At 68.7% G+C, this 11,305-nt stretch carries 9 protein-coding genes; 3 read left to right on the plus strand and 6 right to left on the minus strand.

What is annotated here, in order from left to right:
- Positions 1–96: 96 nt before the first annotated feature.
- On the minus strand, positions 97–1,833 hold the full coding sequence (gene ilvD, locus WCJ52_RS08105) for a dihydroxy-acid dehydratase (RefSeq protein WP_336902801.1): 1,737 nt from the start codon (positions 1,831–1,833) through the stop codon (positions 97–99).
- Positions 1,834–1,952: 119 nt separating this feature from the next.
- On the opposite strand from ilvD, the gene WCJ52_RS08110 reads away from it, so the two are divergent.
- Positions 1,953–3,233, plus strand: coding sequence for an MFS transporter (locus WCJ52_RS08110; protein ID WP_336902802.1), 1,281 nt, complete (start codon positions 1,953–1,955; stop codon positions 3,231–3,233).
- 4 nt (positions 3,234–3,237) lie between these two features.
- Here WCJ52_RS08110 and WCJ52_RS08115 read toward each other — a convergent pair whose 3' ends face one another.
- Genes WCJ52_RS08115 through WCJ52_RS08125 form a run of 3 tightly spaced genes read right to left on the minus strand, consistent with a single transcriptional unit; the run spans position 3,238 to position 6,581 of the window.
- Complete coding sequence (locus WCJ52_RS08115; protein WP_336902803.1) at positions 3,238–5,130, minus strand: tetratricopeptide repeat protein; 1,893 nt, start codon at positions 5,128–5,130, stop codon at positions 3,238–3,240.
- On the minus strand, positions 5,127–5,621 hold the full coding sequence (locus WCJ52_RS08120; protein ID WP_336902804.1) for a glutathione peroxidase: 495 nt from the start codon (positions 5,619–5,621) through the stop codon (positions 5,127–5,129). The genes WCJ52_RS08115 and WCJ52_RS08120 overlap by 4 nt, the downstream gene beginning before the upstream one ends.
- Before the next feature lie 21 nt (positions 5,622–5,642).
- Positions 5,643–6,581 carry a Gfo/Idh/MocA family oxidoreductase gene (locus tag WCJ52_RS08125; protein WP_336902805.1) on the minus strand — a complete coding sequence of 313 codons (939 nt, stop codon included), beginning with the start codon at positions 6,579–6,581 and terminating at the stop codon, positions 5,643–5,645.
- Between the two features lie 114 nt (positions 6,582–6,695).
- Between WCJ52_RS08125 and WCJ52_RS08130 the strand changes: the two genes are divergently transcribed.
- Positions 6,696–7,712 carry an NADP-dependent oxidoreductase gene (locus WCJ52_RS08130; RefSeq protein WP_336902806.1) on the plus strand — a complete coding sequence of 339 codons (1,017 nt, stop codon included), beginning with the start codon at positions 6,696–6,698 and terminating at the stop codon, positions 7,710–7,712.
- Here the strand turns inward: WCJ52_RS08130 and WCJ52_RS08135 are convergent.
- The gene (locus WCJ52_RS08135) at positions 7,709–8,623 is read right to left on the minus strand and encodes a haloalkane dehalogenase (protein WP_336902807.1); all 915 of its coding nucleotides are present in this window, start codon (positions 8,621–8,623) and stop codon (positions 7,709–7,711) included. The genes WCJ52_RS08130 and WCJ52_RS08135 overlap by 4 nt on opposite strands.
- A gap of 120 nt (positions 8,624–8,743) precedes the next feature.
- Between WCJ52_RS08135 and WCJ52_RS08140 the strand changes: the two genes are divergently transcribed.
- Positions 8,744–9,643, plus strand: a complete 900-nt coding sequence (locus tag WCJ52_RS08140) for a cobalamin biosynthesis protein CbiG (protein ID WP_336902808.1) — start codon at positions 8,744–8,746, stop codon at positions 9,641–9,643.
- Between the two features lie 480 nt (positions 9,644–10,123).
- Here WCJ52_RS08140 and WCJ52_RS08145 read toward each other — a convergent pair.
- Positions 10,124–11,305, minus strand: a 1,182-nt coding sequence (locus tag WCJ52_RS08145; RefSeq protein ID WP_336902809.1) for an MATE family efflux transporter, incomplete at its 5' end; no start/stop codon positions are given.

Raw genomic sequence — 11,305 nt, forward strand, 5'->3', positions numbered from 1 at the left:
CCCATCCCTTCATCGCCGGGGTTTCCGCCCTGCCCTGACCGATCCCCTGGAGCCTATTTCGATCCGATAACCGGGTCCCCTGGATCGGAACAGGATCTAGAGGTCGGCGTAGACGTGGCTTTCACCGGCCTGGCCGGGATGGGTGACAGCGCCCTCGTGGGCGGGACCGACGATCTGGGCGTACTTCCAAAGGGCGCCTGAGCCATAGCCTGTGACCCGGGGCTTCCAGGCCTTGCGACGGCGTTCAAGCTCGGCGGGTTCCACCTCGAGGTCGATCTTTCCGGCGTCGGAGTCGATTGAGATGATGTCACCGTCCTGAACAAGGCCGATCGGACCGCCGAGCTGGGCTTCGGGGCCGACATGCCCGATACAGAGGCCGCGGGTCGCACCGGAGAAGCGGCCATCGGTGACCAGGGCCACCTTGTCGCCGCGCCCCTGTCCGCTAATCGCCGCCGTGGTCGAGAGCATTTCCCGCATCCCAGGACCCCCGCGGGGGCCCTCGTATCGGATGACCAGGACTTCGCCGTCCTTGTAGTCGCCGCGCTCCACGGCCTCAAAGCAGGCCTCCTCGCCGTCGAAGACCCGGGCCGGGCCCCGGTGCGAGCGGTGCGAGATCATGCCCGCCACCTTGACGATGGCGCCCTCAGGCGCAAGCGAGCCCCAGAGGCCGACCAGGCCGCCGGTAGGCGAAAGCGGGTTGGAGACCGTGCGGATGACCTCCTGGTCGTCGCGCCAGACCACATCCTTGACGTTCTCGGCGATGGTCTTGCCGGTGATGGTCATGCAGTCGCCGTGGATGTAGCCGCCTTCCAGGAGCGTCTTCAGAAGCATGGGCATGCCGCCGGCCTCGCCCATGTCCTTGGCCACGAAACGTCCGCCGGGCTTCAGGTCCGCGATGTGCGGGGTGCGCTGGGCGATCTCGGAGAAGTCGCGCAGGGTGAAGGATATGCCGCACTCATGGGCCATGGCCGGGAGGTGCAGGGCGCCGTTGGTCGATCCGCCCGTCGCCGCGATCACCGCAGCGGCGTTCTCAAAGGACTTGCGGGTGACGATGTCACGGGGCCGCAGCTGGGTCTCGATCAGGCGGACCACGGTCTCGCCCGAGGCCACCGCATAGGCGTCACGGCTCAGGTAGGGCGCAGGGAGGGCAGCGGAGAGCGGCAGGGCCAGGCCGATCGCCTCGGACACGCAGGCCATGGTGTTGGCGGTGAACTGGCCACCGCAGGCCCCGTCAGACGGACAGGCGTGCTGTTCGAGGGAGCAGAGGTCGTCCAGGCTCATCTTGCCAGCCGAATGCTGGCCGACCGCCTCGAAGACGTCGACCACGGTGACGTCCCGGCCTTGCCAGGACCCGGGCAGGATGGACCCGCCATAGAGGAAGACCGAGGGCACATTCAGGCGCAGCATGGCCATCATCATGCCGGGGAGCGACTTGTCGCAGCCGGCTATACCCACCAGGGCGTCGTAGCCGTGGCCGCGCATGGTCAGCTCGACGGAGTCGGCGATCACGTCGCGGCTGACGAGGGACGAGCGCATGCCCTCATGGCCCATGGCGATCCCGTCGGTGACAGTGATGGTGCAGAATTCCCGCGGGGTGGCGCCGGCCTTCTTCACCCCCTCGGACACCGCATGCGCCTGGCGCATGAGGGCAGTGTTGCAGGGTGCCGCCTCATTCCAGCAGGAGGCTACGCCCACGAAGGGCTGGGCGATCTCGCGCGAGCCCAGGCCCATGGCGTAATAGTAGGACCGGTGCGGCGCACGAGACGGGCCTTCGGTCACATGGCGGCTCGGCAGGCGGGACTTGTCCCAGGAGCCATCAGGGTTGCGGATCATGGCGGGGCCTCCTCGTCGATGTCAGGTTCTCCGTAAACGCCGGGCGGCGGGGTTGAAAGCCCTGGCGGCGACAGGGGCGGCAAAGCAGGCTAGATCGGCGAAAAATCGGGGGGTTCTTCATGGCGCACAACCAGACTGCGGGCCCTTCCCGGATGCGCTCGATCCTGGCGGCCTCGGCGGGCAACATGGTCGAGACCTTCGACTGGTTCGTCTACGCCGCCTTCGCCCTCTACTTCGCGCCGACCTTCTTCCCGAAGGGGGACCAGACCGCCCAGCTGCTGGGATCAGCGGCGGTCTATGCCGTCGGCTTCCTGGCCCGGCCCTTCGGCGCCTGGATCATGGGGCTCTACGGCGACCGGTCGGGGCGGCGGGCGGCCATGATCGCCTCGGTGGCCCTCATGTGCCTGGGCTCCCTGGTCATCGGCCTGTGCCCGGGGCATGACCAGATCGGCCTGGCGGCCCCCGCCATCCTGGTCTTCGCCCGTATTCTCCAGGGCGTCAGTATGGGCGGCGAGTACGGGGCCAGCGCCACCTACCTCTCGGAGATGGCGGCGAGGGACCGGCGGGGCTTCTGGTCGGGGGTCTTCTACGCCACCCTGATGACCGGCCAGCTCCTGGCCCTCCTGCTCCTGCTGGTCCTGACCGCCGTCCTGACGCCGGACCAGATGAGCGCCTGGGGCTGGCGCGTGGCCTTCATCGTCGGCGCCCTGATCGCGGCGACGGTCCTGTTGATGCGGCGGGGGATGGAAGAAACCCCGTCCTTCAAGGCCCGGGACGCCTCGCCCACGGCAACCCTCAGACTGGTGCGCGAATACCCCCGCGAGACCCTGATCGTCATGGGCCTGACCGCTGGTGGGACCCTCGCCTATTACACCTTTGGCACCTACATGCAGAAGTTCCTGGTCAACACCTCGGGCTTCTCGAAGGACCAGTCGAACCTGATCACCACGGCGGCATTGGCCGTCTTCGTCCTGCTCCAGCCCCTGTCCGGTGCCCTTTCCGACCGTTTCGGCCGACGGACCCTGCTCCTGGCCTTCGGGATCGGCGGAACGCTGATGACCTGGCCTGCCCTCTCAACCCTTGCCGAAACCCGCGATCCCTGGGCCGCCTTCCTGATCGTGGTCGGCTGCCTCGCCGTGGTCAGCGGCTACACCTCGGTCAGCGCCATCGTGAAGGCCGAGATGTTCCCGACGGAGATCCGCGCCCTGGGGGTCGCCCTGCCCTACGCCATCGCCAACGCCCTGTTCGGGGGCACCGCCGAGCTCGTGGCCCTCAGCTTCAAGAGCGCCGGGCGTGAGCCGGGCTTCTACATCTACGTGACCGCGGTGATCCTGTTGTCCCTCGCGACCTATATCCTGATGCCGGACACCCGGCGGAGCAGCCGCATCCGCGAGGACTGAGGGCTCAGGCGTCTGGCGGGACGTCGAAGCTGCGGGGCTCGAGGCCAGCCAGGTGCCGACGCCAGGCGATCCCGAAGGCGGCCTCCACCTGCCGACGGGTCCCGTCGGTGTCGAAGAGGGGTGCAGTGGCGAGGCTGGCGGCGAGCTTGGCCCTCAGGGCACCCAGGCGGTCGGGGTCCCGGGCCAGGGCCAGGGCGAGGTCGCGGTAGGCTTCCAGAGACGAGGTCGCCAGTTCCGGCAGGCCCACAGCCCGCAGGAGCGAGGCGGCGACCCGGGCCGCAAAGCTGCGACCGGCGCAGGTCACCAGGGGCAGGCCGGCCCAGAGGGCGTCGCTGGCCGTGGTGTGGGCGTTGTAGGGCAAGGTGTCGAGGAACAGGTCCGCCAGCCGGTGCCGGGCCAGGTGTTCCGGCAGGGCCCGCTTGGGGGCAAAGACCAGCCGGTCCGAATCGAGACCCCGGCGGGCGGCCTCGGCGCGGAGGTTGGCCTCGATGACCGGATCGCCGCCGAGCAGCCACAGGACCGAACCCGGTACGCTGGCGAGGAGATCGGCCCAGGCGTCGAAGACGGGGGGCGTGATCTTGTAGCTGGCATTGAAGCAGCAGAAGACGAAGCCGCGCTCTGGTAGCCCCGCCTCCGCCCGGGTCGGCGTTTCGGTCGCGATCTGGCGGCGGTTGTCGTTCGGCTGGTAGGCGAAGGGAAGCCGAATGATCTTCTCGTCGTAATGTACCGATCCTGCGTCCGGAATGACGACGGAGTCCGCCAGTATGTAGTCGGCCGCGAGGGTTCCCATGGCCCCCGGATAGCCGAGGTAGTTGATCTGCAAGGGCGCGCACCGGCGCACAAAGATCCCCGGCCGGCAGAAGGTCGTAAAGCCGTTCAGGTCCACGGCGATGTCCACGCCAGCCTCCCGCATGTGCGCGACGATGGCCTCGTCGCTCCAGGCGGAGACATCCGTGAACCGGTCGCAGGCCGCCGCCACCCGGCGACGCATGTCATCGGCCATCTGCGGCGGAAGGGCGTAGCCATGGATCTCGAAGCGCGAACGGTCGTGCGCCTCCAGGAGTCCTGCCAGGAGTTGGGAGACCGCGTGGGTGCGGAAGTCCGACGAGACATAGGCGACGCGGATCCGGTCATGGACCTGGGTCTCGCCCCGCCAGGCCGGCGCGGGGAGTTCCGGGAAGCGGACCTTCATGTGCGTGCGCACGCAGGCCATTTGGTCCGCAGGATCGTCGTTGTGGGCAAGGAAGGTGAAGGGGATGGTGACGGGCTCGCCGCGCCGCACCCCCTCGCGCACCTCGGACTGGAGGTCCGTGAAGTCCCGCCAGTCGCAGCCGCGCATCTGCTGGTCCAGGAGGGCACCGGTGAGGTCTGGAAGGGACGGGTCCAGGGTCCGCGCGGCGCGATAGGACTGGACGGCCTCGGCGTGTCGCTTCAGGGCCGACAGGAGATGGCCGCGGTTGGCGTGCCCGAGGGCGTAGCCCGGGTCCGCCGCCAGGGCGAGATCCAGGGCCTCCAGGGCCTCGCCGTTCCGCCCCAGGCTGCGCAGGGCGTTGGACCGGAGATTGTGGGCGTCCGCAGAGCGTGGCTCCTGGTCGGCCGCGCGGATGGCGTAATCCAGGGACCGCGGGTCATCGCCAAGGGTTCGAAAGGCCCGGCTAAGGGCGAGCAGGGCCTCGATCCGGCCCGGCTCGCGCTCCACGAGACCGGTCCAGAGGGCGATCGCCTCGCGGACCTGGCCGAGGGCGCGTTGCGCCACCCCGAGGTTGTAGGTCGCATGGCCATGGGCCGGGACGGCGCCGAGTACCTCCCGGTACCCGGCCACGGCGGCCTGGACGCGCCCCGCCCGGTGATGAGCGACAGCCTCGCTGAAGAGGCTCTCGACGTCCCCTTCCGTCACGCGCCGGCAGGTGCGGCAAGGGCCGCCTCCACTGCCGAGACGATTTCAGGGGCCTGCGGATCGGTACGCGGACCGAAGGCGGCGATCAGCTGCCCGTCGCGACCCACCAGGAGCTTGTGGAAGTTCCAGGATGGATCTGCCGCTTCGCCAAGGGTTTCGAGCGCCCACTTGTAAAAGGGATGCGCCGAGGCGCCCTTCACGTCCGCCTTGGCGGTGAGGGGGAAGTCGATCTTGAACCGGGTCTCGCAGAATTCTTTGATCTCGGCCTCGGTCCCGGGCTCCTGGCCCATGAACTGGTTGCAGGGCACGCCCAGGACGGTGAGGCCCTGCTCCCGGTACTGGGCGTAGAGGGCCTCAAGCCCCTCGTACTGGGGGGTCAGGCCGCAGCGGGAGGCGGTGTTGACCACCAGTACGGCGCGGTCGCGGAACTCGGTCATCGGCAGCGGCAGGCCGTCGATGGACGTGAAGTCAAAATCATAGAGGCGGGTCATGGAGATCTCCTGTGGATACAGTCAGACATGGTGGCGGGGACCGGATTCGTCCACCGCTCGCTCGATGGCAAGGGCCAGGTCGAGGGCCCGGGCTGCCTCTTCGCCGGTGACCACGGGACGGTCCCGGTCCCCCCTCACGCAGGCCAGGAAGGCCCCCACGCTGGCACCGAGGGGATCGCGAGCCCCGGGGGTCTCGGCAAAGTCCGGGTTCAGGTCGAACCCCGTTGTGTTGCGAAAGGTCCGGGCCAGGAAGTCGATCTCGAGCTCCCCGGAGGGATAGACGACCCGCATGCTGCGTCGGCGCTCCGGTGCCATCCGCGAGGCGTCGAAGACCGCCGTGAAGCCGTCATCGAAGGTCACTTCGGCGCGAACGGCATCCAGGCCGCCGCTGTAGGCGACATCACCCTCCCCCTCCGCCGCCAGGGGCGACCCCGAGGCCAGGGACAGGGCCAGGTCCAGGTCATGGATCATCAGGTCCAGGATCACCGAAATATCGAGGCTGCGCTCGCTCTGCGGTCCCTGGCGAAGGGCTTCGAGGCGCAGCGGCCGCTCGGGCGCGCTGAACAGGCCAATGGCCTGGAAGACCACCCGCTCCTGGTGGCCGCAGGCGACGACCAGCCCCCGACGGCTGGCCTCCAAAACGATGCGATCCGCCTCCTCGAGATCCACCGCGAGTGGCTTCTCCACATAGACCGGACGTCCCGCCCGGAGCGCGGCCAATGCCCCTTCGGCGTGGCGGACACCGGGCGAGGCCACGGTCACCACGTCTACGCTGGCCAGGAAGGCGTCGAGGTCATCGAAGGCCGTCGCCTCATGCCGGGCAGCGACCTCCCGGGCCCGCTCCAGGTCTGGATCAAAGACGGCGGCCAGGCAGGCACCCTCGGCCTGGGCGTACTGACGCGCGTGGTATCCGCCGAATACCCCGGCCCCGATCACGCCGCCCCTCAGGACCTTGTTCATTCTCTGCTCCGCAAACCGCGCTTGCGCCTAGCATTCCGCGCCTGCAGACGCCACCATGGGGTCAGTTACAGACCGGCGGCACCGCCGCCTCACCAAGACATTTAGGGGGAAGACATGACCACATCCCGGGAAATCCGCCTGCGCAGCCGTCCGCAGGGCCTGCCTGCCGCCGCCAACTTCGAGCTCGCCTCGGTCGACCTGCCGGCGCCGGGCGCCGGAGAGGTCCAGGTCCGCAACACCTGGATGACCGTCGATCCCTACATGCGCGGCCGCATGAACGACGTGAAGAGCTATGTCCCGCCCTTCCAGCTGGGCCGGCCCCTCGAGGGCGGCGCCATCGGCGAGGTGATCGCCTCGAACGACCCGTCCCTCAAGCCCGGCGACCTCGTCCAGTCCAACTTCGGCTGGCGGGAGGCCTTCAACGCCCCGGCCGGCGCCGTCCAGAAGCTGGACACCCACGGCCTGCCGACCGAAGCCTTCCTGGGCGTCGCCGGCATGCCGGGCCTGACCGCCTATGCCGGCCTGCTCCGGGTGGCCGCCCTCAAGCCGGGCGATGTGGTCTTCGTCTCCGGCGCCGCCGGGGCCGTTGGCTCCCTGGTCTGCCAGATTGCAAAGCTGAAGGGCCACAAGGTCATCGCCTCGGCCGGCGGCGCAGAGAAGGCGCGTTTCCTCAAGGACGAGATCGGGGTCGACGCGGTGATCGACTACAAGGCCACAGGCGACTCCGCTGCGGCCCTGACCGCGGCCCTGGCCGAAGCGGCTCCGGAGGGTATCGACGTCTATTTCGACAATGTCGGCGGCGGACACCTCGAGGCGGCGCTCAACGCGGCCCGCCCCAACGCCCGCCTCGCCATCTGCGGCATGATCTCCATGTACAATGCCGAGGCGCCGGTCCCGGGCCCTTCGAACATGGCCCTGATCATCGGCAAGAACCTGCGGCTGGAAGGCTTCATCGTCTCCAACCACTGGGACATGAGGGGCGACTTCCTGAAGGAACTCGGCGCCTGGCACGGCCAGGGCAAGCTGAAGTGGCGCCAGACCGTCCTCGAGGGGATCGCCTCGGCTCCTGACGCCTTCATCGGGCTCTTCACCGGTGCCAACATGGGCAAGATGCTGGTCAAGCTGGCCTAACCGCTGGCGAAGGACCTCAGGGCGGCTTCGGCGACGGGGCCGCCCCACTCCTGGACGAAGTGGCCCGCCTCGGGAATCCGCAGGGGCTCGGGGCAGTTGGGCAGGAAGCGCCTCAGGTCCTCCATGACCGGCGCCCCGAGCACCATGTCGGCCTCTCCGATCGCCATGAAGGTCTTGCCGTTGAAGTCCCGGGACCAGAAGTCCCGGGCCGCGAGGCTCTCCTCAATGCCTTCCATCCCCGGATCGGTCATGACCCGCTCGGGGAAGGCCCGGACGCCGGCCTTGTAGCGGATATCCGGGAAGGGGGCGTCGTAGGCGGCGCGTTCGGCCTGGGACAGGTGGGGGCACCCGCGCCCGATGAGGGCGCCCACCGCCAGGTCTGGGTTGGCCTTGGCGTAGGCGCGCCAGGCCAGGAAACCCTCGGACGGGGGAGTCCCCGCAGCGAGCGTCGTGTTCATTGCAATCAGTCTCGAAAGCCGGCCCCGGAAGGCTTCGTCCACCGGCAGGGTCAAACCAATCAGACCGCCCCAGTCCTGGACCACGAGGGTGATGTTCCGCAGGTCCAGCCGCTCCACCAGGGCCAGCAGCATCCGGCGGTGGAAGTGGAAGCCATAGACAGCGTCGTCTACTGGCTTGTCCGACCGCCCGAAGCCCAAGAGGTCTGGCGCCACGACCCTCGCCCTGGAGGCCAGGAAGACCGGGATCATCCGGCGATAGAGAAAGCTCCAGGTCGGCTCGCCGTGCAGGCACAGGAAGGTGGGCTGGTCTCCGGCGTCAGGGTCGCAGCCCTCGTCGATCACTGCGCATCTGAGGCCCGCGTAGCCTGGCAGGTCGTCGATGTAATGCGGGGTCCAGGGAAAATCAGGCAGGTTCGCGAACCGGTCTTCAGGGGTGCGCAGGGCGTCGGTCATGGAAGGGTTTATCTCCGGATTTTCCCGACATTTCCACGCCCTCCGTCACCGACCAAGTCCACCCGTTGGCGCAGGGCCTCCCAGACGCTAAAGAAGTCGAGCACAAACCGGAGCCTGCCCGTGTCCCGCCTGTTCAATGCCTACGTCATCGTCGACTGGAGCGCCGCCGCCAAGCCGACCACCGGGGCGGACTCCGTCTGGATCGGCGTCATGAAGCGGGACGTCCGCTTCCGACTGACCTTCGAGGCCTTCAACCCCCCCACCCGGGCAGAGGCCGAGAAGAAGCTCACTGTCCTGCTGGATGACTTCCGCAAGCGGTCGGAACGGGCCCTCCTGGGCTTCGACTTCCCCCTCGGTTTCCCCCGCGGCTTTGCCGCAGCCCTGAACCTGCCGGGCGAGGCGCCCTGGCGGGCGGCCTGGGACCAGCTGGACAGGATGGTCAAGGATAAGCCGGACAACACCAACAACCGGTTCGGCGTCGGCTCGGAGATCAACCGGCGGATGACAGGTGGGCCCTTCCCCTTCTGGGGTTGCCCGCCCAAGGACACCCTGACCACCCTCCAGCCCAAGCGCTCGCGCGAGCACGGCCCAGACGATCTGCCCGAGTTCCGCCACGCCGATGCAGCGGCCAAGGCGGCCTCGATCTGGAAGCTCTACTACAACGGCTCCGTGGGCGGTCAGGCCCTGCTGGGCATTCCCTTCGTGCGCCGCCTGCAGGCGTCTCGGGGCGAGGGCTTCCGCATCTGGCCCTTCGAGACGGGCTTCCACGCCCTTTCTGAGGCCGACCTGGCGGGTGTCGAGGTGGTCGCCGCCGAGGTCTACCCCTCACTCTTCAAAATCCAGGCTGGCCCGGGCGAGGTCAAGGACCTGGCCCAGGTCCGCACGACCGCCGAGCACTTCGCCCGCCTGGACGAGGCCGGAAAACTCGGCCCGGTCTTCGGCCCCGGCAAGGGACTCAGTCCCGAGATCGCCGCCGACGTCGAACGCGAGGAAGGCTGGATCCTGGGCGTCGAAGGCTAACCCTCTCCCCTGGGCCGCAATGGCTTTCCAATTCCGCCCCACAGGGGGAGGTGGCGCGCGCGGCGCGTCGGAGGGGGTCAGCTTAAGCGCCGTTGACCCCCTCACCCGGCTTCGCCGGGAGCTCCCCCTGAGGTGGAGCAATTAGACAGTTCTAATTCCTCCCCCCAGGGGGAGGTGGACCGCGTAGCGGGACGGAGGGGGTCAACTGAGGCGCCGCTGACCCCCTAACCCGGCTCCGCCGGGAGCTCCCCCTGAGGTGGAGCAATTACACAGCTCTAATTCCTCCCCCCAGGGGGAGGTGGACCGGGGCCGAGGCCCCGGGACGGAGGGGGTCAACTGAGGTGCCGCTGACCCCCTCACCGGACTTCGTCCGGAGCTCCCTCTTGGGGGAGCAATTGGCGGACGGATACATCCCCTTTTCTGGCGATCCCCAGGACCTCCCCCTCAGGGAACCAAACGACGCGAGGAAGCGGGTTGGCGTCAGGCCGACGGGGGGGGTGCTAAACGGCGCGAGAGCAGGAAGAAGCGGCCCAGCAGCAGGGCGGAGGACAGCACGCTGGCGACCATGACGCCCTCGACGATGCCGTTGACGCCCCGCCCGGCGGGCAGGGCGAGCCACCAGGCCAGGGGGGCCATGACCAGGACATAGCTGATGAAGTGGGTGACGGTGGGGACCAGCACGTCGCCCCGGGCCCTCAGGGACTGGGCCACCACCACCTGCAGGGCGTCGGGAAGGATGATCGCGGCTGCCAGGACAAGCGCCGGGACCGCCAGGGCCAGGGTACCGGGATCAACCGTATAGGCCGAGGCGATCGGGCCGGCGCCCAGCCAGACAACAAAGCCGACCCCGAGGCAGAAGGCGCTGGTCACGGCATAGGCGATCGCGCTGATCCTGCGCACGCCCTCGGCGTCTCCTGCCCCGTAGGCCCTGCCGACCAGCACCGAGACCGCCGTGGCTATGCCCAGGGGAACCATGAAGGCCACGGAGATGACGTTGACCACTATGCTCCAGGTCGCCACCTGCAGGGTCCCGAGCCAACCGGCGATGACGTTCATCCCGGCGAAGGCCGCCGCCTCGAAGAACCCCGATGCGCCTGATCCCAGACCGATCTGGGTCTGCTCGTCCGCACCAGATGGGGTCTTTGGCGGCTTTCTGAAGACCCCGTAGAGCCGGGCTTCCGGCATCCTCAGGACGTAGACGATAAGGGCCAGGGTCAGGCTGGCGCGGGCGATCAGGGTCGACAGGGCCGCGCCTGTAGCACCCATCGCCGGCAGGCCGAAGGACCCCGGAACGAAGACAAAAAGGGCCGCCAGGTTGACGAGGTTGGCCACCCACATGAGCACCGCGCCCACCCGGGGACGGCCGAGTCCCTCCAGCCAGGCGGACAGGGCCGATCCGATCACGAACAGGGGCATGGAGAGGGCGAAGACCCTCAGCGGCGGGGTCGCCCCCTGGACAAGGTCGGGCGGTAGGCGAAGGAGGCCCAGGAGGAAGGGGCCAAGGGCGAAGAGAGCTACGGCGGCGATGAGCCCCACCCAGACGCCATAGACGAGGCCGCGCCGCAGGACCGCGCCGGTCTCCTCGGGCCTCCCCTCGCCAATGGCCCGGGCGGTCATCACCTGAACGCCCCCGAGCAGGGCGGTGCCCACGATCAGGACGAC

The organism is Phenylobacterium sp. (assembly GCF_037138395.1).
Classification (GTDB): Bacteria; Pseudomonadota; Alphaproteobacteria; order Caulobacterales; family Caulobacteraceae; genus Phenylobacterium.